Consider the following 24699-nt stretch of genomic DNA (forward strand, 5'->3'; position numbering starts at 1 on the left):
AGAAACCAGCTACCACTGGGGCTGCTCGATACGCCGCACATACACAAAGGTGTCGCGGTTGACCCCTACCGGCCCCCAGTAGTTGAAGGCGTAGGTGAACTGGGCATAACCCCCGCTCATCAACACCGGCTTGAGGCGGGCGCGGGTGATGGAGTTGTTCATGCCAGCCCGTTTGCCCCGCAATGGCGACTTGGGTACCGAGAGGGTGCGCTCGGTGGCGTGATAGACAAAGACCGTACCCCTGGGGATGCGGGCCGAGACGATGCAGCGCTGTACGAAGACCCCGTTGTCGTTGAACAGCTCCACCCAGTCGTTGTCGCGGATGCCCATCTCCTGGGCGTCTTTGTCGTTGAGCCAGATGGGGTAGCCGCCGCGGGAGAGGGTCATCATGCGGTGGTTGTCGGAGTAGGTCGAGTGGATGCTCCACTTGCCGTGGGGGGTGATGTAGTTGAGGAGCTTGCCCTGGGCCTCGGCCCTGGTAATCTCGGTCTCGAGCAGCATGGTGTGGTCGGGGCGCGGCTTGTAGGTGGGCAGGTGCTCGCCCCAGGCCAGGTAGTTCTCGTGATCCAGGTAGAAGTGCTGTCGCCCGGAGAGGGTGCGCCAGGGAATCAGACGCTCGACGTTGAGGGTAAAGGGGCTGTAGGCCCGGCCCCCGTTGATGATGGCGCTCCAGGTGGGGGTGGTGAGCTGACGGCGCGGCTGGGCCACGATGTCGGCGAAGCTGATGCGGGTGTCGCGCACGGGCTCGGCTAGGTCGGTGAGCTTTACGCCGGTCTTCTTCTCTTCGTCCTTGAAGGCGCGGTAGGCCAGCTCGCCGTTGGAGACGGGGTCGAGGTAGAGGATGGCCTCGGCCACCTGACGGGCGCTTTCCAGGCTGGGATACACCGCGCCGTTCAGCTTGCGCCCTTGTCGCTTGCGCAGGTCGTCGTAGAAATCGCCCGCGGGAATGCTGAGGCCGTGCATTCCTACGCCGTTTTTCTCAATTCCATCGCCCAGCGAGACCATCTTCTCGTACACCAGCGGATACTGCCGCTCGACCACGCGAAACTTGGGCATGGTTTTGCCGGGGATGGGCTCGACCTGGCCTTTCTTCCAGTCGCGGTCGTCGGGCTGGGCCAGCTCGTCCACGGTGTCGTGCTGGAGCGGGATCATCACAATATCCCTGACCGGCTGGGCCAGGTGTTTCTGGGCCAGCTCGCTAAAGCGCTGGGCGATGGCCTTGTAGATATCCCAGTCGCTCTTGCTCTCCCACAGCGGGGGCACGGCGGCCTGCATGGGGTTGATGTAGGTGTGCAGGTCGGTGGTGTTGAGGTCGTCCTTTTCGTACCAGGAGGCGGTGGGTAGCACGATGTCGGAGTACAAGGCGCTGGTGTCCATGCGGAAGTTCAGATCCACCACCAGATCGAGCTTGCCCTGGGGCGCTTCTCGGCGGTACCTGACTTCGCTCAGGTGTCCGTTAGCCTGCTCCTGGGCCACGGTGTTGGTGTGGGTGCCCAGGTAATGCTTGAGGAAGAACTCGTGCCCTTTGGCGGAGGTGCCGATGGCATTGCCGCGCCAGATAAACCAGACTCGAGGCCAGTTGGAAGGCGCGTCGGGGTCGTCTATAGCGAACTCCAGCCGCCCTTCTTTGAGCTGCTGAACCACATACGCCACGATCTCCTGCTCGGTTCTGGCGCCGGCCTTCTCGGCCTCTTTGACGACCTCGAGGCTCGACTTGTTGAACTGCGGGAAGAAGGGCAGCCAGCCCTTGCGCACCGCTCGGGCCTGGTGGTCAATGGTGTGGTCCCCGTTCTTCTCTACGGTTTTGTCGTAGTCCTTGTAGCCCCGCTCGTAGCGCCACTGGTCGGAGTGGACGTAGTGGAAGCTGGGGGTGTTTTGCTGCCGGGCCGGGTAGCCCCAGTCCCCGGCAAAGGCGATGGGCCCCCAACTGGCCTGGTTGGCGAGTTTTTCCTGCCCTACGTAGTGGGCCAGCCCGCCGCCGTTGACGCCCACCGCCCCAGTGAGCATCAGGGCCACAATGCCCGCGCGGTAGAGCAGGTTGTTGTGGTACCAGTGGTTGGCCCCTGCCCCGATGATAATCAGGTTTTTGCCCTGGGTCTTCTCGCCGTTTTCGGCCCACTCGCGGGCGTAGCGAATCAGGGTGTCGCGGTGGATGCCGGTGTACTGCTCCTGCCAGGCCGGGGTGTAGGGCCCTACCTCGTCGTAGCTTTGGGGGTAATCGCCACCCAGCCCCCGATCCACCCCGAACTGGGCCATCAGCAGGTCGAAGACGGTGGTAACCATCACCTGCTGGCCGCCCTTGGTGGTCAGCTTCTTGACCGGAACGCCGCGCTGGGTCTTTTTGTCCGCGCCGAAGTCGTCGAACTCGAGCTGGAGCACTTCATCGGCCTGGTCGCGGAAGCTCAACAGCGGGTCAATTTCCTCGCCGGTTCTGGCATCCTTGAGCTCCAGGTTCCACTTGCCCTTCTGGCTCTGCCAGCGGAAGCCAATGGTGCCACCGGGCATCCGGGGTGCGCCCGAGCGCTCGTCCCAGACCAGCAGCTTCCAGTCGCCGTTTTCTTCGTCTGCGTAGTCGGCCAGTTGGCTGGCCCGCAGGTAGCGGCCTGGCCTGCCGTCCTTGACCTCGACCAGCATGGGGCTGTCGGTGTAGCGCTTGAGGTAGTTGACAAAGTACGGCACTTGTTTGAGGAGGTAGAACTCCTTGAGGATGACGTGGTTCACCGCCATCCAGAAGGCCCCGTCCTGGCCTGGGTTGATGGGCAGCCACCAGTCGGCATACTTAGCGACCTGGTTGAAGTCCGGCGCAAAAACCGTGAACTTGGCCCCGGCGTAGCGCCCCTCGGCCACGTAGTGCACGTCGGGGGTACGGGTCATGTTAAGGTTGGAGCCCACCACCGCAATAAAACGGGCGTTGTACCAGTCGGCGGCCTCGTGCACGTCGGTCTGCTCGCCCCAGATTTCGGGGCTGGCGTTGGGTAGGTCGCAGTACCAGTCGTAGAAGCTCATCGGCACGCCCCCAATCAGGCTCAAGAAACGCGAGCCGGCGGCGTAGCTGATCTGCGACATGGCCGGAATGGGACTAAAGCCGATAATCCGGTCGGGGCCGTATTGCTGGATGGTATGGATTAGCGAGGCAGAAATAATGTCCAGGGCCTCGTCCCAGCTAAACCGTCTGAAACCCCCCTTGCCCCGTGCCCGCTGCCAGCGTCTGCGCTTCTCGGGGTCGCTCACCAGGCTCTTCCAGGCGGCTACTGGGTCGGCGTGCTGTTCCCGTGCTTCGCGCCACAGGTCAATGAGCGCGCCGCGCGCGTAGGGATACTTGACCCGGATGGGGCTATAGAGGTACCAGGAGTAGCTCACCCCGCGCTGGCAGCCCCGGGGGGTGATGTCGGGCAGGCTGGGGTCTATGGCGGGGTAATCGGTGGCCTGCAGCTCCCAGGTCACGATACCGTCCTTGACGAAGACCTCCCAGCTACAACTGCCGGTGCAGTTGACCCCGTGGGTGGTGCGCACCCGTTTGTCATGGGCGAAGCGGTTGCGGTAAAACTCCTCCCACTTGCGTTCGGTGGGGGCTTCCAGTTCCTTGATCCAGTCGCTCATGTGCTCCTCCTACGAATGCGTTCGGCCAGCCCCAGTCGGCGGTTGTTCCAGTAGAGGTACATCACCCCAAACAGAACCAGCAGCCCCAATAGCCCGGCAAAAAGCATGCGGGCGGCGTCCATGGTGGCCGTATTGCCCGGCTTGCCTGCGGTTTGGGCAAAAAAAGCGGTGAGGGCGGTGATTTCCTCCGGCGTGAGCGGCTTGCCCTTGTAGCTCTCGCGCATCACCGGGAAGGCGATGTTGCTGAGCACCCCCTGGATTCCAGCCGCCCCCAGCCGGGTGTGGAGGTCGGTGAGGTCTTTGCCCAGGCTGCCGCCGCCCATCGGGCCAAAGTTGCCCGCGGTGTGGCAGGCCATGCAGGGCGCGCCGCCGTTTTTGAAGGGCTGCTGACCCAGGAACAGGGCCCGGCCTTTATCGGCCAGCGCGGGGTCGGTGGGGGCTGCGGGTGCGGAAGCCGTGGGCGCTGGCGCGGGTTCTGCCGCTGCACCTCCCAGCCCTTTCAGATAGCCCGCGATGGCCTTGGCATCGGCTTCGCTCACCTGCGGCATGGCGGGCATCACCCCGTTGTAGGTTTGCCCGCCCACCTCGAGCGGCCCGCTAATTCCCTCGCGGATGACCTTTATCACATAGGCTTCATCCTGCATGCGCGGGTTTCCCGCCAGCGGAGGGAAGGCTCCCGGAATGCCCTGGGCGTTTGCCCCATGGCAGCCTGCACAGTTTTGGCTGTATAGCTGCTGCCCTTCGGCAGCCAGGGCCAAACCGAGCAGGACGGCCAAGCCAACCAGTCGTCGTTTCATGCCAGCCTCCTTTGGTTGTGGTTCTCCAGCCAGGACAGGAGCTCTTCGATGGCGTAAAAGGGATGTTCGGCCCCGGTCTTGGCGTCTTTAATCCGGCCCTCCCAGCGACCCGTCTCGTCCCGCCACAGGAGCACCAGGTACACCGGCGACCTGGGTGGGGGCAGATGACGGGGGGTGGGTTCGGCCATACAACCCTAGCTTGGGTCTTGGGTCTTACAGGCCACTTACAGGCTTGGGACATTTGCACCATCCGAACTTCCTAATCTGGAGGAAGAGTTATGAACCCGGTGCACTGGCAGCTCGACGAACAGGGGCGGATCGTTGCCTGGAACAGGGATGCGGCCAACTTTTTTGGCCTGCCTGCTTCGGCGGTGCTGTCCAGGCCCTGCGCCGAGGTGGTAGGGGGCACCGACCCCTTTGGGCGTCCCCTGTGCGCGCGCTGTCCGGTACAGCGGGAGATTCGCTACGGGGCCTACCAGGCCAGCACGCCCCTGACCTGGCAGGGCCGGCGGCTCTGGTGTCAGGGTTATGCCGACAACGGCATTCGGATCGAACTCAAGGCCAGTGCCGGGTGTCAGCCGGGCGACCTGCTTACCTCGCTGGCCTGGGCTACCCGTCGGCTAACGGCCGAGCCGGGTCGCTTTTTCCAGACGCTGCAGGCTTTTCTGTCTGTCCTGCGCAGGGGGTTGGGCATGGAGGCTGCCGAGCTATTCTTGGCCGACCCCCAGGAGCATTACCTGGTGCTTACCGCCTACGACGGCGTACACCGCGAAGCTTTCATGGAGAGGCCCTGGTTCGCCTGGGGCGAGGGTTATCCGGGGCTGGTGGCGCTGGGCCACCGGGCGTTGGTGACGCACGACCTGGCCACCGACGAGCGCTATTTGCGGCAGAAGGTCAAAAAGCTGGGCTACAAAACCTACGTGTGTTACCCCCTCGAGCTCCCCCACGGCCTGATCGGGGTGCTCAACCTGGCCAGCCGCAACCCGGACGTGGAAGACCAGGCCCTTTTGCAGACGCTCAACCTGGTGGGGCCGGTGCTGGCGGCCTCGCTGTACACGGTGCTGACCCGGTTGGGTGAGAACGGCCTGTACGCCATCGCCCAGGCCCTGCACCGCGGCGCCGAAGCCGAGGGGCTCGAGGTGCTCCTGGGCCATGCCATGGAGCTGAGCGGGGCCTCGGGGGTGTGGCTGGCGCTGAAAGATGGGCGCAATCTTTCCCAAGGGCGGCCCGCGGCGGCCTGCCCACACCTGGCCCGGTGTGGGGTCTGGCAGGGCCGGGTTCAGGGGGTCAAGACGGGCCTCGAGCCCTGCCCCCACGTCCAGGATGGGCGGCCCCGCTACTGCCTGCCGCTCTGGTCGGGTGCCAGGGTGATGGGCGTGCAGCAGTTTCACTTTGCCCGCCTGCCCCAGCCCCCTGGCCGGGCGGTGGCGGCCTTGCAGTGGCTCCTGCGGCTGGGGGCCGAGGTGCTCTGGCCCACTGAGATCAAGGCGGCAACAGAAACCCCTCGGCTGGAGATATTCACCCTGGGCGGGCTGCGGGTACGCCGGGACGGTGAAACCCTTTCGGCCAAAGCCTTTGGCCGCCGTCAGGCCCTCACTCTGCTGAAGTTGCTGCTGGCCTACCGCGGCCAGACCCTCACCCGCGACGAGCTGTGCGCCCACCTCTGGCCGGGAGAGGAGCCCGAGCAGACCCAGGGGCGACTGCACGTGCTGATACACGATCTGCGCCAGGCCCTGGAGCCGGAACCCAGCCAGCCCCAGGTGGTGGTGCGGGAAGGGGAGGGCTACCGTCTGGCCCTCCAGGCGCCCTATTTTCTGGATGTGGAGCGCTTCGAGGAACTTTTGCGGCAGGCCGAGCGCGAAGAGGGGGCTGTGGCCCTCGAGCTCTTGCGCCAGGCGCTGGCCTTGTACAGGGGGGACTTTCTGGCCGATGAACCCTACGCCGACTGGGCCGAACTCGAGCGCAGCTACCTGCGCGAGCGGGCTGTGGGGGCCTGGTTCAGGGTGGCCGAGATCGCCCTGGCTCTGGGACAGCCCCGCGAAGCCCTCGAGGCCTACCGCCGCATCCTCACCCTAGACCCCTGGCGCGAGGAAGCCTACGCCGAACTGATACAGACCCTGATGATGACGGGGCAGGAGCCCGAGGCCAGGAGCATCTTCCAGCAGTATCGGGTGCGCATGGAGCGTGAGGGCTTGCCAGTATCTACTTACTTAGCCCAGATGGCGCGGGTGAGCGCCTGAATCCGCTTATGCTGGATGCTCATTCGGTTCTGGCTCGCTGCCCACTGTTTGAAGAACTGAGTCCGGCCGACCTCGAGGCCCTGGCCCAGCAAGCCCAACCGCGCAGCCTCCGCAAAGGCCAGACCCTTTTCCTGCAAGGAGACCCGGTGCTCTCCTTGTATGTGGTGGCCTCGGGGATGATCAAAATCTACCGCCCTGATCCCAAAGGGCAGCGACAGGTGGTACTGCACCTGGAGGGGCCGCTGCGCCCGGTGGCAGCGGTGGCGGTGTTTTTGGAGCAGCCCTACTACCCAGCTTCGGCGGAGGCTCTGGAGGATAGTCAATTGCTGGCCATTCCTAAGGAAGGCTTTTTTGGCCTGGTGGATACCCGACCACCAGTGGCCCGGGCCATGATTCGCTTCCTGGCCAAACGACAACAGCAGCTTGTACACCTGCTGGATCGCTTGGTGTTTCACGAAGTGGCGGCGCGGCTGGCCGAGTACCTGCTCGAGCAGGCCAGGCAGGCAGGTGAGGGGTTCCGCCTTCCCACCAACCCCGAACTGGCTGCTCTGCTGGGTACTGGGCCCGAGCCTGTCAGTCGCAAGCTGGGCGAATTTTTGCGCCAGGGCTTCATCGAGATGCAGGCCCGTTGCGTCTGGATCAAGAACCCAAAGGCCTTGCGGCAAATAGCGGGCGAGCAACACATCTAGCCCTGATGCTAACCCTGCGCTTGAGTGGTGTATTAAGCGCTACTTGTCGCACTTCTCTCGATTGCTTTTTCGTGCGCACGATTTGTCGAGTGTGGCGGTTTTTCTGTAATGGCCCCGAGGCCGCTCTAGAAGCTCAAAGCTGTTTGGCCGCCATGCCTCAGTGGCCCGGGATGGACTGCATAAGCTCGAGGCATTTTCTGCCTAGCAGAACCGTCTATTTCAACTGCGGCTCTACCATGAACTTCTGCCTCTGCCAGAGGCAAGGGCGAAGAAAGGAGCTGTGCAATGGAACAGACCCCACCTGAGTTTGTATACCGCGACTGGTGCATCCATGACCCCGTAAGCTGGCCTTCTTCCCGTCTGCGCAAGCTGGGCCTAGACCCCGCCGACGACCCCGAACTCTACTACTGGAACGGCTGGCTGTGGGTGCGGGAGTACCCCTCGGGCGTGTTTCGCGCCCTGACCCCGGTGGACGAGAGCGAGCTGGACAAGGACGTGCAGAAGCGGCTCCAGCGCTGGCGCGAGTACGGGATGCTGCCCCTCGACGAGAACGACCCCGAGCAGGTAGAGCGGGCTAAAGCCGAGTGGAGAAAGCGGGTATGGGCGGCCCCTAACCCCTGGTGAAAAGGGGAAATCGAGGAGTAAGCCTTTGCGCATAGGAGGTAGCGATGTCAAAGAAGCATGAATGGATTGAGGACGGTATCGACTTTACCCGCCTGACCAAAGTGCCTGAGGGCGTGGGCCGGGAGATGGTCACGAGCGACGGCTACGAGAGCCTGGAGCTCTACGCCGATATGTTCATGCTGGACGATGAGGAAGTGCAGACCCTCAAGGCGATTATCAAGGCCAGGCGGAAGGGCGAGCAGTAACGTGAGGTAGGCGGAATATAAGGAACCGCCTGCTGCCCAAAGACTGACCAACCAGCAGCGATGTTTGATACCTTCCCCGCAGCGGAAAAGAAGCCTCCCCTACCATCTGAAGTATGAGAGACGAGATTAGCTCCATCGAGTTCCCTTTTAGTGCTTTTGACATCAACCGCCGTATCACCAGCGCCGGGCTGTTCTCCTATAAAGGCCGCCACCCGGACGTGACCGCGAAAACCTTTACCGTCAAAGACCTGCCCCCCGGCAAGTACACCTTCGCGGCCCCCTTCCGCGTCCCCGACCCCAGGGCGGGGGGCGGCTGGGTGGCGGTGATGGCGACCGAGACCCACGCCTCCCCCTTCGGCGGCCCGGCGGCCAACATGGACTTTGGCCCCCTGCAAATCCTCTGGATAAACGGCAGGGGTGAGTGGGGCTTCTCGGCGCACCGGCTTCTTGACGAAAAGACAAGCCTATTTGATATGAGGGCCAGCCTGGCGAGGCTGCGGGCGCTCATCCGCCCGGTGCGGGACATCCCCGGCTTTCGGATGCCCAAGGAGCCCCTGTTTAGCAACCTGCTGGAGGCCAACGAAGAGGACGGCTGGCCCCTGGAGCGCCTGGTGGCCCTGGCCCGTGGGGAGGTGGAGGTGCGCAACGACGCCATGCAGTTCTGGACGGAAGAAGGGGTGCCCCCCGCTTGGTGATATAGTCATCCAGCCCCCTGACGGCTCGCCTCGAGGCCAAGCTGAAAACTCGAGCCAAGGCATGAATCTTGCTTCTTGAGTCGCCGAATCGAGTTTTGTTTGGGTCAAACGCAAACCCGAGGATTCGCACCCTCGGGTTTTTACGTTCTGGACTGGTGCCAAGGGGCGGAATCGAACCGCCGACACTGCGATTTTCAGTCGCATGCTCTACCGACTGAGCTACCTTGGCGTGGTTTACGCCGAGCACAGGTTTTGTTTGCGCTCGGCGTAAATTTGGCGCTCCGGACGGGACTTGAACCCGCGATCTCCCACGTGACAGGCGGGTATGTTAACCAACTACACCACCGGAGCAGGTTGTGGCACTGCGTCGGAGTCGTCCGAACAGGCACATAGGATAATAGCGGTTGGCCTGTTGGGTGTCAAGCATGATGACCTGGAAAGAAGTACTCGTCAGACACAAGACCCTGCGGGGGATAGGCCCGCGCAGCCTGCTGGTGGATCGGGGCGAGTCCGGCTATAAAAACCGCTTCCTGCCCGATGGCTCCATTCTGTATCCGGGCGAGGGGCTCTCGGGAAACCAGCAGCCAACGGGGGGAAACCGGATTCTGCTTCTGGCCCTGGCTGCCCAGACTCCCCTGCGGGTGTACCTTCGCGAGCGAACCAACTGCTGGCGCGACTGCGGCTGGTTTCTTGTAGCAAGCGTGGAGTACCGCTGGGAAGAGTCGGAGCGCCGCTATGTGTACTGGTTCCGGCTGGTGCCGTTGAAGGCCGCGACCTGAGCCAGAAAAGCCCGGAGCTTGTGGGGGTCTTTGATCCGGGGGGCGGCCTCCACCCCGCTGCTCACGTCCACGGCGTAGGGCGCTAACTCCAGGGCTGCCGGCAGATTTTCGGGTGTCAGGCCCCCGGCGATAATCAGCCGGGGATGTTGCCGAAGGGGCGTGATCCAGTCCAGTGGGTAGCCCTGCCCGCTGCCGGGGCTCACCCCATCCACCATGAGGGCATCGGCGGGGTAGCTGAGCCAGTCGGGCTGGGCCGGGCCTTTTAGCTTGAAGACTTTGATAACCGGGTAGAAGCGGCGGATGCGCTCGGCCCATTCGGGGGGTTCGTTGCCGTGGAGCTGGGCCACCTGGAGCCGGGCGGCCTCCATCTGATCCAGCACCTCCTCGGGCGGGGTGTCCACAAAAACCCCAACCCGAACGATAAAAGGCCCCAGAGCGGTGCTGATGGGCCGAATTTGTGCGGGCTCGAGGTAGCGCGGGGTTCCCGGGGCCAGAATAAAGCCCAGGGCCCAGGCCCCGAGCTGCTCAGCCAGCAGGGCATCTTCTAGCCGGGTAATCCCACAAATCTTGGCACGTACCATGGGTTTTAGTGTCTCATACTTTACCTTTGTCTCAATCACATGAGGGGCTCAATGTAACGGTGAAATAACGGCAGGTGTGCAATAAAGCTGTTGTGCAATGTAACTGTGGGTAGAGCCGCGCTCAGGAGGTGGGCCGGTGAAGATATCTCGTGTGTGGATGCTGCTGGTGGTTGCTGTGTTGGCTCTGTTGGCCTCTTGTGGGGATGGGGGCCCCGCCTCGGGCAGCATCTCGGGCCTGGTGGGCTTTCCTTCGGGGGGTAGCCAGGCCGGGGCCATCAAGGTCTCGCAAAGGCCCTTTGCCCAAACCAGTGAAACCGATTTTGTACCTGGGGAGGTGATTGTCAAGTTTCGGCCGGGGGTGAGCCTGCAAACGGTTGGGAGCCTCCAGGTAGCCGGGGTGGAGCTACAGCGGGTAGAAGACCTGGACACCCAGGGCATGGCGCTCTTCCGGGGTGTTGCCGGCAAACCTCAGACCCTCGAGGTCGTCCAGGCCCTGTCCCGCCGCGCCGATGTGCTCTACGCCCAGCCCAACTACATCCGCCAGGCTTTCAAAACCCCCAACGATTCTTTTTATCACCTTCAGTGGCATTATCCGGCCATCAACCTGCCTGCCGCCTGGGATATCGAAGATGGGGTTGATCCTACCGTGGTGGTAGCGGTCATAGACTCGGGCATCGTGGGAGCCCACCCCGATATCCCCAAACCCATCCTGGGGTACGACTTCATCTCCAACCCACAGATTGCCAACGATGGGGGTGGGCGGGACAACAACCCCGAGGATACCGGCAACGTAGCACCCGGTGTACCCGAAGAGGCCCTGACCGGCTACCACGGCACCCACGTGGCCGGAACGGTCGCGGCGGCCACCAACAACAACCTGGGTGTGGCGGGGGTCAGTTGGGGGGCCCGCCTGCTGCACATCCGTGCCCTGGGCGTGGGTGGGGGCAGCGATGCCGACATTATCGCGGCCCTTCGCTGGGCAGTGGGGCTCTCGGTTTTGGGCGTGCCTGCCAACCCCAATCCGGCGGCGGTGGTCAATATGAGCCTGGGGGGCCGGGGTACCTGTGCACCGGCCTAGCAGGATACCATCAAACAGGCCGCCGACCAGCCCCAGCGGCCCATTATTGTGGTGGCGGCTGGCAACAGCGCCGAAAATGCCTCCGGTTTCACCCCGGCCAGTTGCAGTGGGGTCATTACCGTGGGAGCTACCGAGACCCGGGGTTTTCGCTCCTACTACTCCAACTATGGCGCCCGTATAGACGTCATGGCGCCGGGTGGGGATGTATCCATTGACCGTAACGAAGATGGCTTTGTAGATGGGGTGCTGAGCCCGCTCAAGGACGATTCGGCAACAGGGGCCGATCAATTCAACTATGTTTTCTACCAGGGTACCTCCATGGCCAGTCCGCATGTGGCGGGCCTGGTGGCCCTGATGAAAGCGCGCCGCCCCGATCTGACCTATTCGGAGGCGCTGGACATCCTCAAAAGCACGGCGGTGCCGCTGAGCGGGGCCAGTTGCACGGGCCGCCCATCGGATCAGATCGCCCCCAGCTTCCCCACCCTGACCAGCAGCGACTGTGGTGCGGGCCTGGTTAATGCGCAAGCTGCCGTCAATGCTGTGGGCAACGTGACGCCGAGCTTCACCCTGGTGCTGAGCCCCACCTCGGCCACCCTGAGCCCCACCTCGGGCAGCAGCGTGGATATAAGCGTCAGCATCGCACGCATTGCGGGTTTCACCAATGCCGTCAGCCTGACCCTGAGCGGCGCTCCGAGTGGGGTGAGCGGGCAATTCACCCCTAGCAGTGTCACCGGCAGCACCAGCACCCTGCGTCTACAGGTGAGCGGTAGCCCGACCCCTGGAACCTACAACCTTACCATCAATGGCAGTGGCGGCAGCATCAACCGCTCGGTGGGGCTTGCCCTGACGGTGGGCACGGCTGCGCCCCCGCCCACCGTGCAGGGTACGACGGTCTTTGCCCTGTATATTGCAGGCAACGACATTGACCTCAATAAATCAGCGATTGTGAGTATCAGCCAGACAGGCCTGAGTGCACCCTATCAGTTCAACAACCTGGCGGGTGGCGATTATGTTGTGATTGCCTGGAAAGACCTGGATGGTGACGACGACATTACGCCGGGGGATTACCTTGGAGGCTATACCAATGCCGATGGTGATCTGCTCCTGGTACGCCCCACCTCCAGCAACATCAACGTACCCCTGTCGGTGGTGCAAGGCACGCAAAACCTGAAACGGCCCGGCCTGGAGGGGGTTTCCCTACTGCCCAGTCTGCGACAGCTTTACCGGCGCTAGAGCCAAAACCATGCTTCGCCTCCCCCGATGGGGGAGGTTTTGGTATGGGAGAACCGCAGAAGATTTTGGTTCAAACCTCTCCGGCCTCCCACATCTGCTGAAAGCTTTTCGGGCTGGGTTTGAGGCCGGCCCGGCCTGCGGTCCAGGCCTTTATCACCGGCAGGATGCTGTTGTCCAGGGCTTTTTCGGGCAGCAGGCGCAGGGCCTTGCTGGCCAGGCGGTACATCCAGGGCTGGGTCATGGCCAGGGCAAAGCCTTTGATGGCGGCGGCCTCGAGCCGCGGCGTCAGGCCCTCCGCCACCGCGCGGTTGCGCCAGGTGAGCAGCAGCTTGGGGATGGGGATGCGCACCGGGCAGGCCTGAAAGCAGGCCCCGCACAGCGAGGAGGCGTAGGGGAGGGGTTTGGTTTCCTCCAGGCCTACGAGCCCCGGCGACAGAATGGCCCCGATGGGGCCGCTGTACACGTAGCCGTAGGCATGCCCGCCGGTCTGGCGGTAGACCGGGCAAGCATTCAGGCAGGCCGCGCAGCGCACGCAGCGCAGGGTTTCCCAGGCCTCGAGGTCGGCCAGCACGCTGCTGCGCCCGTTGTCCACAAACACCACGTGCACCTCTTCGGGGCCGTCGGGCTCGTCGGGCTGGCGCGGCCCCTGGATGAGCGAGACGAAGGTTCCCAGCCGCTGCCCGGTGGCGGCGCGGGCGGTGAGCTGCAAGAAAATCGCAAGGTCGGAGAAGCGGGGCAGGAGCTTCTCGAGGCCCACCAAAGCCACGTGGATGCGCGGGGCCGAGGTGGAAAGCCTTATGTTGCCCTCGTTTTCGATCAGGGCCAGGGTGCCGGTCTCGGCCACCACAAAGTTGGCCCCCGAGATGCCCATATCGGCCTTTAGAAAGCCCTCGCGCAGCAGGCCGCGGGCCACGGCGGCCAGTTGCTCGGGGCTGGCCTCGAGAGGGGTCTGGAAGCGCTGGTGGAAGAGCTGGCGAATCTGGTCGAGGTTCAGGTGGATGGCCGGCCCCACGATGTGCGAGGGGGGCTGGTTCAAAAGCTGGATGATGTACTCGCCGAGGTCGGTCTCGAGCACCTCGAGGCCCATCCCTTCCAGCATGGGGTTGATGCCCAGCTCCTCCGAGACCATGGTCTTGGCCTTGACCACCCTGCGCACCCCGCCTTTGCGGGCGATCTCGGCTACGATGCGCCGGGCGTCGTCGGCGTTCTCGGCCCAGTGCACCTGCACCCCGTTCTGTTGTAGTTTTTCCTCGGCCTGGAACAGGTATCTGTCCAGGTGCATCAGCAGGTGGTTCTTGACCCCTTCGGCCCAGTGCCGCCAGGCTTCGGCGTCCACCTCGGCGTAGGCCTGCCGCCGCTTGCTGTCGAAGTTGAGGGTGGCCCCCGTTACCGACTCGCGCACCTGGGGCTCTTCGCGCAGGACTCGAGCCGCTTCCTGGGGGTACCGGTTGGCCGCTAGCTTCATCCCACCGCCTCCCACAAGACCGAGGCCAGCGGGCGCACGGGCAGGTTAAGGTTCTGGTTCTGCATGCGCCCCATCAGGTGCAGCATACAGCCGCCATCGGTGCTGGTCAGCAGGTCTACCTGGCCCGCGGGGGGCAGGGTGGCGAGCTTGCGGTCGGCCATGCCCAGGGCCACCTCCGGCAGCTTGACCGAGAACAGCCCGCCAAAGCCGCAGCACTCCTCGGCGGCGGCCCAGTCCACCACCTCGGCCCCGGCGTTGCGCAAAAGCGTTAAGGGTTCTTGCTTGAGGCCCAGCTCGCGCAGGGCGTGGCAGCCGTGGTGGTAGGCGATGCGTTTGCCCGTCAGACCCGAGCCCAGGTGGCTTTTCCCCAGCACCTTGACGATGAACTCCGAGAGCTCGTAGGTCTTCTGGCTCAAAGCCAGGGCCCGGGCGAACATCTTGGGGTGATCGCGGTAAAGCTCGGGGTAGAAGGTGCGCAGCATGGTGGTGCAGGAGCCTGAGGGCAGCACCACATACTCCGCGCCCTCGAGCACCTCCAGGGTGTGGGTCGCCACCTGCCGGGCCTCAGCCCAGTAGCCCGCGTTGTAGGCGGGCTGGCCGCAGCAGGTCTGGCCCTCGGGGAAGTCCACCGTGCAGCCCAGGTGGCGCAAAAGCCGCACCGCCGCCACCCCCGCCTCGGCGAAAAACTGGTCGGTCAGACAGGTGACGAAAAGGGCCACTTGCATGATGCTGTAGATTATAGCCGGGGGAGCAAAACCATGCGACGCAAGATCACCCTAACCACCTCGAGCCAGCTCGAGGGCTACCAGATTACCGAGTACCTGGACGTGGTGTTTGGCGAGGCCATTGTAGGGGCCAACATCTTCCGCGACCTCCTGGCCTCGGTGCGGGACATCGTGGGGGGCCGCAGCGGGGCCTACGAGGCCGAGTTGCGCAAGGCCCGCGAGATTGCCCTTGAGGAGCTCGAGCAGGCCGCCATCGCCCGCGGAGCCGATGCGGTTATTGGCATCGACGTAGACTACGAGACCGTCGGCCAGGGCAACATGCTGATGGTCACGGCCTCCGGAACCGCGGTAAAAGCCAGCCGCAAGTACTGAAGTATAGAATGACCCATATGCAAACACCTCCACAGTTGGCCCCCTTTTTGCGCGGCGATCTAGAAGGCGTGCACTGGCTGGTATCGGTCTGGCTGCGAAACCTGGAAGAAGTAGAGGAGACCGTTCAGAAATGGGCTGGGGGCCTTACACCCGAGGGTTTCTGGTGGGTGCCGGCCCCCCAGGCCAACCCCATAGGAGGCCTGGTACGGCATATCGGTGGGTCGTCCTACCGGCTGTTGCTACGGGGCACCGGCCAGGAGATCCCCGAGGCCCTGCGCATCCGGCCTGCCGAGGAGATGGCCCCCAGCGGGCGGGCCCCGGAGGAGGTGCTGGCCGAGTTCGCTCAGAACTTTAAGCAAGTTCGGGAAGGCTTGCAGGCCCTGCGGGACGAAGACCTCATGCGCATCGTGCAGGTAGGCCCTCATCAGGTCAAAGCGGTGTACGTGCTCGACCACATTGCGGCCCATGCCCAGCACCACGCCGGCCAGGTAATTACCACCCGCAAGCTGTGGGAGGCTAAAAACCGGTAGGTGAGGTTGGGGCTGAGGTCGCCCAATCGGGTAGTTGTTGCTATATACATTGACGGATTTAGATTTATCAATGTATAGTGAACCCATGACCCCGGTTCTCCTGCACCCCGAGACGGATTTACTCGAAGCCGCCGCCGAGGTCTTCAAGGCCCTCTCCGACCCGGCCCGGCTCAGGATTCTGGCCCACCTGGCCAGGAACCCCCAGGGCGCATGCTGTGGCCCCGAGCCGGGGGTGTGCGCCTGCGACCTCGAGGCCGTCACCGGGCTTTCCCAGCCCACCGTCTCGCACCACATGAAGTGCCTGGTCTCGGCCCGGCTGGTCAAGGGTGAAAAACGGGGCAGGTGGATGTACTACCAGATTGACCCCCAGGGCTTCACCTTGGTGAAGGAATTTTTGCCCGCCATCGGCGGCTAGAAAAGGAGAAACCCATGACCACACAGGAACTGCTGAACGCCCTGGCTAAGCACCCGGACAGGCCCCTGGTCTTCGAGGCCGACGGCCAGACGGTAGCCCCCGGCTACCACGTTACCGAGGTGATGAACGCGACCTACGAGAGCATGGACTGCGGCGGGCAGGCCAACTTCTGGCGCGAGACGGTGGTGCAGCTCATGGGGCCAGGCCCCGCCGACCCCCCCGAGTTCATGACCGTGCAGAAGTTCCTCGGCATCTACCGCCGGGTGGCGGCCTCGGTGCCGGTGCGGGACGAGGCCGAGATCCGCTTCGAGTACGGCGATGCCGCACGCCCTGCCGTGCACTACCACGTGGGACAGGTGGGCTTGCAGGGCGAGTATCTGGTGGTGCGCCTGAGCCCGCCCGGCGTGACCTGCAAGGCCCGCAACCGGGCTTCGGACTGTTGCGGGCCCAAGGCGCTCGAGCTGGAGGCGGCCCCGCGCTGCTGCTAGGGGGCCCAAAAGTAGTGCGCGGCTTTTTGCGATGCGCTATCTGGACAATACCCTGGGGGAACCATGATTACCTACTGCACCGCGACCTCGAGCGACCTACCGGAAGTGCGGGCCCTGCTGGCCGCCGCTGGCCTGCCGAAAGCGGGCCTGGAAGATCACATCCTGAACTTTATGCTGGCCCTCGAGGGCGATAAGGTGGTGGGCTGCGCGGGCCTCGAGGCCCACCAGAGCAGCGGCCTTTTGCGCTCGGTGGTGGTGGCCGAGGAATACCGCGGAATGGGAATTGGGGCCAAGCTTACCGAGGGTATGCTGGATCTGGCCCGCTACAAAAACCTCTCCTCGCTCTCGCTCCTCACCGAGACCGCCGCGGATTTTTTCAGCCGCTTCGGTTTTGCTGTGGTTCCACGCGCCGAGCTACCCGCTGCCTTGCATGCTTCCCAGGAACTCCAGGGGGCCTGCCCCGATACCGCCATCGCTATGACCCTCTCGCTGACACCCCCATCCGAAGCCTGAGGCCCGCGCTCTGGCCGAGTTTCATACCGACGATCAAACGAAATCAACGCATGGCCCGTTCCATACCGCCTCCCAATGGCTTTTACGGCTGGCGCATCGCCTGGGCCCTGGCCCTGACCCAGACCATTGGCTTTGGGGTGCTGTACTACGCCTTTGGGGTGTTCGTAAAGCCCATGGAGGCCGAGCTGGGCTGGAGCCGGGCCGAGACCTCGGCGGCCTTCTCGCTGGCTTTGCTGGTCTCGGGGCTGGCCGCCTTTCCGGTCGGGCGCTGGTTCGACCGGCACGGGGCTCGAGGCCTCATGACCGCGGGCTCCATCTGGGGCGCTTTGCTGGTCTGGGGCTGGGCCCAGGTGCAAAACCTCACGGTGTTTTACCTGCTCTGGGCGGGCCTGGGCCTGGCCATGGCCATGGTGCTCTACGAGGTGGCTTTCGCGGTGCTGGCGGTCTGGTTCCGCCGCTACCGCCCCCGGGCCATGCTGGTCGTAACCCTGATGGCCGGGCTGGCCAGCACCATCTTCGTGCCGCTAAGCACCTGGCTGGTGCAGGCCGTGGGCTGGCGCGGGGCGCTGGAGATACTGGCCCTCATCTTTGCCCTGGGCACCATTCCCCTGCACGCGCTGGTTTTGCGGCGCCGCCCGGAGGATATCGGGCAGCGACCCGACGGCGAGTTTTTTTTGGACAGCTCGAGCCGCCCTGCACCCGAACCCGGCGTGAGCGTTAAGGAAGCCCTGCGTCGGCCCACGTTCTGGTGGCTTTCGCTGGGGTTTGCCCTTTCCCGAGCCACCAGTATCGCCCTTACCGCCCACATGGTGCCCCTGCTCCTCGAGAAGGGCTATAGCCCGGCGCTGGCCGCCACCGCCGCCGGGATGGTCGGGGTGATGCAGTTGGCCGGGCGGATTCTCTATACCCCTTTTAGCCAGAGGGGCTCGCTCTTTTACCTGAGCGCGGCCTTTCTGGGCGGCTACACCCTGAGTCTGCTGGGCTTGCTGTGGGTTCCGGGGGGGCTTGGGCTCTGGGCCTTTGTGTTGTTTTTTGGCCTGGCCAACGGCTCCATATCCCTGGCCAAACCGGCTCTGATTGCCGAGACCTACGGGGCCAAACATTACGGCAGCATCAACGGCAGCATGACCTCCATCATCGCAGTTGCCCAGACCATCGCCCCTTTTGGGGCCGGCGCACTGCACCAACTCACCGGCGGCTACAACGCTGTGCTATGGGTATTTGCCGCCCTGGCCGCGGCCTCGGCCCTGGCCATTGCGCAGGCCCAGCCCAAACCTGATCACCCTATGACATGAGCCTGACAATTGGGCGATAATGTTCAGCAGTGCGTATTCTGGTGCTCTGTACCCACAACTCGGCCCGCAGCCAGATGGCCGAAGGGTGGCTGCGCTACTGGGCCAGCCGCCTGGGCTTTCCCTGCGAGGTCTGGTCGGCGGGCACCGAACAAACCTTTGTGAAGCCCGACGCCATCGCGGTGATGCAGGAGGTGGGCATAGACCTGGGCGGGCATACCTCCAAAACCCTCTTCGACCTGCCCGACCCCTGGAACTTCGATCTGGTGCTTACCGTCTGCGACGCGGCCGCCGAAAACTGCCCGGCCTACCCGGCCAAAACCCACCGGCTGCACGTGTCCTTCCCCGACCCTACAGGTAAGGGTTTGGAGGAATGGCGCAGGGTGCGCGATGCCCTGGGCCGGATGTCCGAGCACCTGATCCGGAGCCTCCAGAAAGGCCAAATCCCCACCGAAGCCGATTTGCTCGAGGCCGCCGGGCTCGAGCAGGAGCAGGCCACCTGAGGATGGCAAGCCCCACCTGGTAATCGTTTGCGAGCGGGCCGGGCAGGAAAGCCTGCTTGCTGGCGCTACAGGCCTTTGCGTACTCCAGCACGGCCCAGGAGTCTAGCTCGAACAACGTAACGTCCGGCACCGCACCACCTCGACCCACTTAAGCCTATAATCGGGGGCATGCGCAGCCTACAACGCCGAGTTCAAGACTTTCTGGACGAACCGCTGCCCGACGAGATCGCCCTCAACCACAACCCCGACTCCCTCACCGAACTGGTGCTCAGTACCTACGCCAGTGGCCAGCATTTCGATGCGGGCCTGATTAAGATGGCCCAACTCTGCCTGGGTGAAATTGATAATGCCATGGGCGAAATCGCTACCGAGGCCGGGCGGACTTATCTGATTAACTGCCGCAAGCTGCTGGTCGAGGTTTTGCAAGAAGTAATGTAGCCCAATTGACCCCAACCTCCCCTGCGAAAGCGCCCCCAAGGCGCTTTTTTTTGCTTGCAGGGGCTTTATGGGGACAAAAGACCTAGGACAACTGACCTGCCTCCTCCGGCTATCTTATATAGCGAGGAGGCAAAGTATGCCAGAAAACAATTCCACGCAACCCAGTGCGGATGGGTTGGAGAACCGAAGGGCCTTTCTGGGTAAATTCGCCAGTGCGGTGTTTGCCGGGATGGTGCTGGGGGGCGCTCCGGTCAAGGCCGAGGAAAGTAAGACCACCTTTGCGCTGCCGAGCAGAAGCCCCGACGGCCCCATTCGGCCCGAGCTCGAGTACGAAGACGTACTGGTGAGGATGCAGCGGGAGCTCGAGGCGGCCCTCGAGCGACCCATCCAAAAGTGGGTCATGGTGATTGATACCCGCAAGTGTGTGGGCTGCCACGCCTGTACCATCGCCTGCGCAGTGGAGAACAAACTGCCTCCCGGAGTGGTCTACCGCCCTGTCATCGAAGAGCAGATAGGCGAGTACCCCAATGTCTCCTGGCGCTTCACCCCCCGCCCCTGCATGCAGTGCGATAAACCGCCCTGCGTGCCGGTCTGCCCGGTAGGGGCCACCTGGAAGAGCGCCGACGGCATCGTGGACATTGACTACAACGCCTGCATCGGCTGCCGCTACTGCCTCACGGCTTGCCCCTACCAGGCCCGCACCTCCGACTTTGGCGACCACTGGACCGACGGCACCCCCGGCCAGGGCCAGATGCCCTACGAGGAACTGCCCATGTTCGAATACGGCAAGGAGTGGAAGCGGGATGGTCATAAAAGCCCGGTAGGCAACGCCCGCAAATGCCATTTCTGCCGTCACCGCCTGCAACAGGGCCTGCTACCCCAGTGCACCACAAGCTGCATCGGGCGGGCCACCTTTTTTGGCGATGCCAACGACCCCAATTCCTTGGTATCGCAGCTCATCCACAAACCCAACGCCACCCGGCTCAAAGAAGAACTCGGTACCGAGCCACGGGTCTACTACCTGGTCTAGGAGGGAAGCATGAACCGCACAACTGGTTGGATTTTGTTTGCGATCCTGGCCGTGGTGGGACTGGTCGGAGTTTTTCTGCGCTTCACCAGCAGCCGCGACCTGGCTGCGTACGGCAGCTACATTCCCTGGGGTCTGTGGGTGGCTACCTACATCTTCTTCGCGGGCCTTTCGGCCGGGGCCTATGTGGTCGCGGTGCTGGGGCACGTGTTTGGCGTGGAAAAACTCAAACCGCTGGCCCCGCTGTCCCTGGCCATCGCCCTGGCCTGCCTGGGGGCGGCCCTGGTTACGGTCTGGTTCGATCTGGGGCACATGGAACGGGTCTTCAATGTCTTTTTGCGGCCTCATTTCACCTCCATGATGGCCTGGATGGTCTGGCTCTACACGGCCTATGCCATAACGGTCTTGCTGGCCCTGTACGGCTTGTGGCGTGGCAACCTCAACCTCACCCGAATGGCCCTGACCATAGGCACCCCGCTGGTGGTCTTCTATCCGGGGGCCGCCGGGGCCCTGTTCGGTACGGTGGTGGCCCAGAGCCTCTGGCATAGCCCGGTCTTTCCCATCCTGTTCTTGTTTGGGGGGGTGCTCTCGGGGGTGGCCCTGGTCACCTTTGCCAGTGCCTTCTTCACCCGCCGCAACGACCCCGGCTACCCAGAGCGCATCCACCTTTTGGGGCGCATCACCCTGGGGTTGGCTGTGCTGTACTTGCTCCTGGAGTGGGCCGAATACTCCATCCCGATGTGGTATCAGGTAGGGCATGAGTTTGAGGCGCTGATGGGCGTACTCTTCGGGCCCTTCTGGTTTGTGTTCTGGATCTTCCACCTGCTGCTGGGAATGGCCGTGCCCATCTTCCTGCTGGCCCGCTACCCACGCAACCCTGTGGCAGTGGGGTGGGCGGGCTTTTTGGCGGCCTCCATGTTCTTGGCGGTGCGTTTGAACCTGGTCATTCCCAGCCAGGTGCAACCGCAGCTCGAGGGTCTGGTCAACGCCTACCGCGACCGCCGCTTGAGCTATAGCTACGTTCCAACCCTGTTTGAGTGGTCGGTGGTGGCTTTTTCGGTGGCGCTGGCCATTGCCATTGCCTATGCCGTGATCTGGTTCTTGAACCGTGAGAAGAAGCTCGAGGTGACCCAATGAAAGGTATTCAACGACGCGACCTGCTCAAGCTAGGGGCCTTGGGGGGTGGGGCGGCCCTGTTGGGTAAGCAAGCCGCCGAGGTGCTTCAGGCCAGCGCCGCTACCGTCCCCGGCAGCTACCCCATCCAGGAGCCCGAAAATACCCTGTACTCGGTTTGCTTGCAGTGCAACACCGGCTGCCCCATCAAGGTCAAAATCTACGAAGGGGTGGCAGCCAAAATTGACGGTAACCCCATCACCCCCTGGACCATGTACCCGCACCTGCCGTACAAAACCGATCTCAAAGACATGGCCCACGTGGACGGGGCGCTATGCCCCAAGGGGCAGTCGGGCATTCAGACCGTCTACGACCCCTACCGCATCCGCAAGGTGCTCAAGCGGGCCGGGCCGCGCGGCAGTGGTAAATGGGTGGAGATCCCCTTCGAACAGGCCATCCAGGAGATTGTGGAGGGCGGCCAGACCTTTGCCTCCATCGGGGATCAGCGCCGCTACCCCGGCCTCAAGGAGTACTGGGCCCTGCGCGACCCCAAGGTGATGAAGGCCATGAGCAAGGCAGTGGATGCCATCTGGGCCGAGAAGGACAAGGACAAGAAAAAAGCCCTGGTCGAGCAGTTCAAGGTAGAGTTCAAGGATCACCTCGACACCCTTATTGACCCCGATCACCCCGACCTGGGCCCCAAGAACAACCAGGTGGTTTTCAACTGGGGGCGGCTCAAGGGCGGGCGCTCCGACTTCTTCAAGTGGTTCTTCGAGCAAAGCTTCGGTACGGTCAACCTGCACGGCCACACCACCGTCTGCCAGGGCTCGCTCTACTTCACCGGCAAGGCCATGAGCGAGCAGCTCGACTTCGACGAGAAAAAGGGCAAGTTCGACTGGACCGGCGGTAAGAAGTTTTACTGGCAGGGCGACCTGAGCGGGGCCGAGTTTGCCATTTTTGTGGGCTCCAACGTGTACGAAGGGGGCTATGGCCCGCCCCTGCGGGTCAACCGAATTACTCAGGCCGTTACCGAGGGCAAGCTCAAGTTTGTGGTGATAGACCCCCGTGCCCAAAAAGCCGTAGCCCACGCGGCCAAATGGATTGCCCCCAAACCCGGCACCGACGCGGCCATCGCCCTGGGCATGATTCGCTGGATTCTGGATAATGGCCGCTACGACGCCAAATACCTCTCGGCAGCCAACAAAGCCGCCGCCAAGGTCATAGGCGAACCCACCTGGAGCAACGCCACCTGGCTGGTCAAGCTGGACGACAAAGGCTTCCCGGCCAAGCTGCTGCGGGCCAGCGACCTGGGCCTGCCCCCTTTTAGCAAAACCGTCAAGGACGTAACCACCGAGTTCGACCCGCCCATCGCGCTGGTCAAAGGGGTTCCTACCCGCATAGACGTGCAGAGCGAGGACACCCCGGTGGTGGGGGATTTGTTCGTCAACACCACCCTGGGTGGTATCCGGGTTAAGAGTGCTTTGCAGCTCATCCGCGAGGAAGCCAACAAGCAGAGCCTCGAGGGCTGGGCAGAAATTGCCGGCATCCAACCCGAGGACATCGCCTGGCTGGCCTTCGAGTTCACCAACCACGGCAAGCGGGCCGCCATTGACATACACCGGGGGGTTAGCCAGCACACCAACGGCTTCTACAACGTGCTGGCCTGGTACACCCTGGGGGCCCTGATTGGCAGCCACGACTGGCAGGGCGGTTTGGTGCAAAACAGTACCTACGACGCCCTGGGCGAGAAAGCCGAAGGCCCCTTCTTCCTCAAGGAGCTGCACCCCAAAAAGCTCTCTCCCTTCGGTATCTCCATCATCCGCCACGGCATCAAGTACGAGAACACCACCCTCTTCGAAGGCTATCCGGCCAAGCGCCCCTGGTACTACAACGCCTCCGACGTGTATCAGGAAGTACTGCCCTCGGCAGCCCAGGGCTACCCCTACCCCATCAAGATTCTCTTCCACTACATGGGCTCCCCGGCCTATGCCCTGCCGGCAGGCCAGACCCAGATCGAGGCCATGCTCGACCCCGACAAGATTGGGCTGATTGTGGCCTCGGATATCGTGGTGGGGGATACCTATGCCTACGCCGACTATATCTTCCCCGACCTGTCGTACCTCGAGCGCTGGGAGTTCCACGGCTCACACCCCAACGTGATCTGGAAAACCCAGCCCCTGCGCCAGCCGACCATTGCCCCCATACCCGAAACCGTGCAGGTTTTTGGCGAGGAGATGCCCCTCTCGATGGAGGCTATGCTGTTGGGGCTGGCCGAAAAGCTGGGCCTGCCGGGCTTTGGGGAACAGGGCTTCGCCAACGGTATGCCCTTCAAACGGCCCGAAGACTTCTACCTGAAAATGGTGGCCAACCTGGCCTACGGCGAGGCCAAAGATGGCAGCAAAGCGGTACCCGAGGCCAACGACGAGGAGCTCGAGCTCTTTGTCCGTGCCCGCCGACACCTGCCCAAGAGCGTTTTCGACCTCGAGAAATGGAAGGCCGCCATCGGCGAAGAACACTGGCGGCGGGCGGTGTACGTCATGAACCGGGGCGGTCGCTTCGAGGACTTCAAGAAGGCCTTTGCCGAAGATGGCACGGTAGCCCATAAATACGGTAAGCAGATCAACCTGTACTTAGAAAAACAGGCCGGGGCCAAAGACGCTATGACCGGGAAGCCCTACTACCCCATTGCGGCCTACTTCCCGGCCTACCTGGATGCCACCGGCCAGCCCATCGCCGACACCGAGGAAGGCTTCGAACTCACCCTGATCACCCACCGCATCATCACCATGACCAAGAGCCGCACCGTCTCGAACTACTGGCTGCTGAACGTGCAACCGGAAAACTTCATTGCCGTACCCAAAGAAGACGCAGAGCGCCTGGGGCTGCGCGACGGCCAGATGGTCAAGGTGGTCTCCAAAAGCAACCCCGAAGGGGTCTGGGAGCTGGGGAACGGCAAGAAAAAACCCATGATCGGCAAGGTCAAGGTTGTGCCCGGCCTGCGCCCGGGAAACGTGGCCTTTTCGCTGGGCTATGGTCACTGGGTCTATGGTGCTACCGACCTCGAGGTCAACGGCCAGGTGATCAAGGGCGACCCCCGCCGGGCTACCGGCATCCACGCCAACGCCGCTATGCGGGTTGACCCGGTACTCAAGGATGTAACCCTCTCCGACCTGACCGGCGGTAGCGCGGTCTTCTACGACAGCAAGGTGCGTCTGCTCCCTGTGTAGCGCTGGGATGTTTACCCGCACAGAAGTTCG

23 protein-coding genes, 2 tRNA genes and 1 pseudogene are annotated in these 24699 nt (G+C 63.3%); 18 read left to right on the forward strand and 8 right to left on the reverse strand.

Annotation, left to right across the window (positions count from 1 at the left end):
• Positions 1–9: 9 nt before the first annotated feature.
• Genes Q0X18_RS02695 through Q0X18_RS02705 form a run of 3 tightly spaced genes read right to left on the reverse strand, consistent with a single transcriptional unit; the run spans position 10 to position 4585 of the window.
• Positions 10–3600: a nitrate reductase subunit alpha gene (locus tag Q0X18_RS02695; RefSeq protein ID WP_297558199.1), complete on the reverse strand. Its 3591-nt coding sequence runs from the start codon at positions 3598–3600 to the stop codon at positions 10–12.
• Entirely contained in the window at positions 3597–4397 is an 801-nt protein-coding gene (locus Q0X18_RS02700) for a c-type cytochrome (protein WP_297558202.1), read from the reverse strand. The genes Q0X18_RS02695 and Q0X18_RS02700 overlap by 4 nt, the downstream gene beginning before the upstream one ends.
• Complete coding sequence (locus Q0X18_RS02705) at positions 4394–4585, reverse strand: hypothetical protein (RefSeq protein WP_297558205.1); 192 nt, start codon at positions 4583–4585, stop codon at positions 4394–4396. The genes Q0X18_RS02700 and Q0X18_RS02705 overlap by 4 nt, the downstream gene beginning before the upstream one ends.
• A gap of 90 nt (positions 4586–4675) precedes the next feature.
• Between Q0X18_RS02705 and Q0X18_RS02710 the strand changes: the two genes are divergently transcribed.
• From Q0X18_RS02710 to Q0X18_RS02730, 5 genes are all read left to right on the forward strand, one after another.
• On the forward strand, positions 4676–6637 hold the full coding sequence (locus tag Q0X18_RS02710; protein ID WP_297558207.1) for a BTAD domain-containing putative transcriptional regulator: 1962 nt from the start codon (positions 4676–4678) through the stop codon (positions 6635–6637).
• 8 nt (positions 6638–6645) lie between these two features.
• The gene (locus Q0X18_RS02715; protein WP_297558210.1) at positions 6646–7326 is read left to right on the forward strand and encodes a Crp/Fnr family transcriptional regulator; all 681 of its coding nucleotides are present in this window, start codon (positions 6646–6648) and stop codon (positions 7324–7326) included.
• 285 nt (positions 7327–7611) lie between these two features.
• Positions 7612–7950 carry a hypothetical protein gene (locus Q0X18_RS02720; protein WP_297558213.1) on the forward strand — a complete coding sequence of 113 codons (339 nt, stop codon included), beginning with the start codon at positions 7612–7614 and terminating at the stop codon, positions 7948–7950.
• Positions 7951–7994: 44 nt separating this feature from the next.
• Entirely contained in the window at positions 7995–8195 is a 201-nt protein-coding gene (locus Q0X18_RS02725) for a hypothetical protein (protein ID WP_297558215.1), read from the forward strand.
• Positions 8196–8308: 113 nt separating this feature from the next.
• The gene (locus tag Q0X18_RS02730; protein ID WP_297558218.1) at positions 8309–8890 is read left to right on the forward strand and encodes a hypothetical protein; all 582 of its coding nucleotides are present in this window, start codon (positions 8309–8311) and stop codon (positions 8888–8890) included.
• Positions 8891–9043: 153 nt separating this feature from the next.
• Here the strand turns inward: Q0X18_RS02730 and Q0X18_RS02735 are convergent.
• Together Q0X18_RS02735 and Q0X18_RS02740 are read right to left on the reverse strand one after the other, a co-directional pair.
• Positions 9044–9119 (reverse strand) — tRNA-Phe (locus tag Q0X18_RS02735).
• Positions 9120–9164: 45 nt separating this feature from the next.
• Positions 9165–9241 (reverse strand) — tRNA-Asp (locus Q0X18_RS02740).
• Positions 9242–9315: 74 nt separating this feature from the next.
• Here Q0X18_RS02740 and Q0X18_RS02745 point away from each other — a divergent pair.
• Positions 9316–9669, forward strand: coding sequence for a hypothetical protein (locus Q0X18_RS02745; protein ID WP_297558221.1), 354 nt, complete (start codon positions 9316–9318; stop codon positions 9667–9669).
• Here the strand turns inward: Q0X18_RS02745 and Q0X18_RS02750 are convergent.
• Positions 9624–10250: a phosphoribosylanthranilate isomerase gene (locus tag Q0X18_RS02750; RefSeq protein WP_297558224.1), complete on the reverse strand. Its 627-nt coding sequence runs from the start codon at positions 10248–10250 to the stop codon at positions 9624–9626. The genes Q0X18_RS02745 and Q0X18_RS02750 overlap by 46 nt on opposite strands.
• 157 nt (positions 10251–10407) lie before the next feature.
• On the opposite strand from Q0X18_RS02750, the pseudogene Q0X18_RS02755 reads away from it, so the two are divergent.
• Positions 10408–12561, forward strand: a pseudogene (locus Q0X18_RS02755) (S8 family serine peptidase).
• Between the two features lie 70 nt (positions 12562–12631).
• Here the strand turns inward: Q0X18_RS02755 and Q0X18_RS02760 are convergent.
• Together Q0X18_RS02760 and Q0X18_RS02765 are read right to left on the reverse strand one after the other, a co-directional pair.
• Complete coding sequence (locus Q0X18_RS02760) at positions 12632–14026, reverse strand: LutB/LldF family L-lactate oxidation iron-sulfur protein (protein ID WP_297558226.1); 1395 nt, start codon at positions 14024–14026, stop codon at positions 12632–12634.
• Positions 14023–14751, reverse strand: coding sequence for a (Fe-S)-binding protein (locus Q0X18_RS02765; protein WP_297558229.1), 729 nt, complete (start codon positions 14749–14751; stop codon positions 14023–14025). Before Q0X18_RS02765 ends, Q0X18_RS02760 begins: the two co-directional genes overlap by 4 nt.
• A 33-nt stretch (positions 14752–14784) precedes the next feature.
• Here Q0X18_RS02765 and Q0X18_RS02770 point away from each other — a divergent pair, with 33 nt between their 5' ends.
• From Q0X18_RS02770 to Q0X18_RS02820, 11 genes are all read left to right on the forward strand, one after another.
• A complete protein-coding gene (locus tag Q0X18_RS02770; RefSeq protein WP_013013103.1) occupies positions 14785–15123 on the forward strand; it encodes a heavy metal-binding domain-containing protein in 339 nt (112 codons plus the stop codon).
• 17 nt (positions 15124–15140) lie between these two features.
• The gene (locus Q0X18_RS02775) at positions 15141–15653 is read left to right on the forward strand and encodes a DinB family protein (protein WP_297558231.1); all 513 of its coding nucleotides are present in this window, start codon (positions 15141–15143) and stop codon (positions 15651–15653) included.
• An 85-nt stretch (positions 15654–15738) separates the two neighbouring features.
• Positions 15739–16068, forward strand: coding sequence for a helix-turn-helix transcriptional regulator (locus tag Q0X18_RS02780; RefSeq protein WP_297558233.1), 330 nt, complete (start codon positions 15739–15741; stop codon positions 16066–16068).
• 14 nt (positions 16069–16082) lie between these two features.
• Positions 16083–16556 carry a DUF6428 family protein gene (locus Q0X18_RS02785; protein WP_297558236.1) on the forward strand — a complete coding sequence of 158 codons (474 nt, stop codon included), beginning with the start codon at positions 16083–16085 and terminating at the stop codon, positions 16554–16556.
• 63 nt (positions 16557–16619) lie between these two features.
• Positions 16620–17069, forward strand: coding sequence for an arsenic resistance N-acetyltransferase ArsN2 (gene arsN2 / locus Q0X18_RS02790; protein ID WP_297558238.1), 450 nt, complete (start codon positions 16620–16622; stop codon positions 17067–17069).
• Between the two features lie 50 nt (positions 17070–17119).
• Positions 17120–18364, forward strand: coding sequence for an MFS transporter (locus Q0X18_RS02795; RefSeq protein WP_297558240.1), 1245 nt, complete (start codon positions 17120–17122; stop codon positions 18362–18364).
• 29 nt (positions 18365–18393) lie between these two features.
• Complete coding sequence (locus Q0X18_RS02800) at positions 18394–18864, forward strand: arsenate reductase ArsC (RefSeq protein ID WP_297558242.1); 471 nt, start codon at positions 18394–18396, stop codon at positions 18862–18864.
• A 168-nt stretch (positions 18865–19032) separates the two neighbouring features.
• On the forward strand, positions 19033–19302 hold the full coding sequence (locus Q0X18_RS02805; protein WP_297558244.1) for a hypothetical protein: 270 nt from the start codon (positions 19033–19035) through the stop codon (positions 19300–19302).
• A 136-nt stretch (positions 19303–19438) separates the two neighbouring features.
• On the forward strand, positions 19439–20332 hold the full coding sequence (locus Q0X18_RS02810; protein WP_297558247.1) for a 4Fe-4S dicluster domain-containing protein: 894 nt from the start codon (positions 19439–19441) through the stop codon (positions 20330–20332).
• Positions 20333–20341: 9 nt separating this feature from the next.
• Positions 20342–21466, forward strand: a complete 1125-nt coding sequence (gene nrfD / locus Q0X18_RS02815) for an NrfD/PsrC family molybdoenzyme membrane anchor subunit (RefSeq protein WP_297558249.1) — start codon at positions 20342–20344, stop codon at positions 21464–21466.
• The gene (locus Q0X18_RS02820) at positions 21463–24669 is read left to right on the forward strand and encodes a molybdopterin-dependent oxidoreductase (protein ID WP_297558254.1); all 3207 of its coding nucleotides are present in this window, start codon (positions 21463–21465) and stop codon (positions 24667–24669) included. The genes nrfD and Q0X18_RS02820 overlap by 4 nt, the downstream gene beginning before the upstream one ends.
• Positions 24670–24699: the final 30 nt, after the last annotated feature.

Source organism: Meiothermus sp. (assembly GCF_026004075.1).
Lineage (GTDB): Bacteria > Deinococcota > Deinococci > Deinococcales > Thermaceae > Meiothermus.

Excerpts from the sequence above, each read along its gene's own strand:
- Q0X18_RS02725 (WP_297558215.1), top strand. The coding sequence starts at position 7,995 with ATGTCAAAGAAGCATGAATGGATTGAGGACGGTATCGACTTTACCCGC.
- Q0X18_RS02710 (WP_297558207.1), top strand. The coding sequence starts at position 4,676 with ATGAACCCGGTGCACTGGCAGCTCGACGAACAGGGGCGGATCGTTGCC.
- nrfD (WP_297558249.1), top strand. The coding sequence starts at position 20,342 with ATGAACCGCACAACTGGTTGGATTTTGTTTGCGATCCTGGCCGTGGTG.
- Q0X18_RS02695 (WP_297558199.1), bottom strand. The coding sequence starts at position 3,600 with ATGAGCGACTGGATCAAGGAACTGGAAGCCCCCACCGAACGCAAGTGG.
- Q0X18_RS02730 (WP_297558218.1), top strand. The coding sequence starts at position 8,309 with ATGAGAGACGAGATTAGCTCCATCGAGTTCCCTTTTAGTGCTTTTGAC.
- Q0X18_RS02770 (WP_013013103.1), top strand. The coding sequence starts at position 14,785 with ATGCGACGCAAGATCACCCTAACCACCTCGAGCCAGCTCGAGGGCTAC.
- Q0X18_RS02820 (WP_297558254.1), top strand. The coding sequence starts at position 21,463 with ATGAAAGGTATTCAACGACGCGACCTGCTCAAGCTAGGGGCCTTGGGG.
- Q0X18_RS02760 (WP_297558226.1), bottom strand. The coding sequence starts at position 14,026 with ATGAAGCTAGCGGCCAACCGGTACCCCCAGGAAGCGGCTCGAGTCCTG.
- Q0X18_RS02795 (WP_297558240.1), top strand. The coding sequence starts at position 17,120 with ATGGCCCGTTCCATACCGCCTCCCAATGGCTTTTACGGCTGGCGCATC.
- Q0X18_RS02785 (WP_297558236.1), top strand. The coding sequence starts at position 16,083 with ATGACCACACAGGAACTGCTGAACGCCCTGGCTAAGCACCCGGACAGG.
- Q0X18_RS02715 (WP_297558210.1), top strand. The coding sequence starts at position 6,646 with ATGCTGGATGCTCATTCGGTTCTGGCTCGCTGCCCACTGTTTGAAGAA.
- Q0X18_RS02765 (WP_297558229.1), bottom strand. The coding sequence starts at position 14,751 with ATGCAAGTGGCCCTTTTCGTCACCTGTCTGACCGACCAGTTTTTCGCC.
- Q0X18_RS02810 (WP_297558247.1), top strand. The coding sequence starts at position 19,439 with ATGCCAGAAAACAATTCCACGCAACCCAGTGCGGATGGGTTGGAGAAC.
- Q0X18_RS02750 (WP_297558224.1), bottom strand. The coding sequence starts at position 10,250 with ATGGTACGTGCCAAGATTTGTGGGATTACCCGGCTAGAAGATGCCCTG.
- Q0X18_RS02745 (WP_297558221.1), top strand. The coding sequence starts at position 9,316 with ATGATGACCTGGAAAGAAGTACTCGTCAGACACAAGACCCTGCGGGGG.
- Q0X18_RS02780 (WP_297558233.1), top strand. The coding sequence starts at position 15,739 with ATGACCCCGGTTCTCCTGCACCCCGAGACGGATTTACTCGAAGCCGCC.
- Q0X18_RS02775 (WP_297558231.1), top strand. The coding sequence starts at position 15,141 with ATGCAAACACCTCCACAGTTGGCCCCCTTTTTGCGCGGCGATCTAGAA.
- Q0X18_RS02720 (WP_297558213.1), top strand. The coding sequence starts at position 7,612 with ATGGAACAGACCCCACCTGAGTTTGTATACCGCGACTGGTGCATCCAT.
- Q0X18_RS02705 (WP_297558205.1), bottom strand. The coding sequence starts at position 4,585 with ATGGCCGAACCCACCCCCCGTCATCTGCCCCCACCCAGGTCGCCGGTG.
- Q0X18_RS02805 (WP_297558244.1), top strand. The coding sequence starts at position 19,033 with ATGCGCAGCCTACAACGCCGAGTTCAAGACTTTCTGGACGAACCGCTG.
- arsN2 (WP_297558238.1), top strand. The coding sequence starts at position 16,620 with ATGATTACCTACTGCACCGCGACCTCGAGCGACCTACCGGAAGTGCGG.
- Q0X18_RS02700 (WP_297558202.1), bottom strand. The coding sequence starts at position 4,397 with ATGAAACGACGACTGGTTGGCTTGGCCGTCCTGCTCGGTTTGGCCCTG.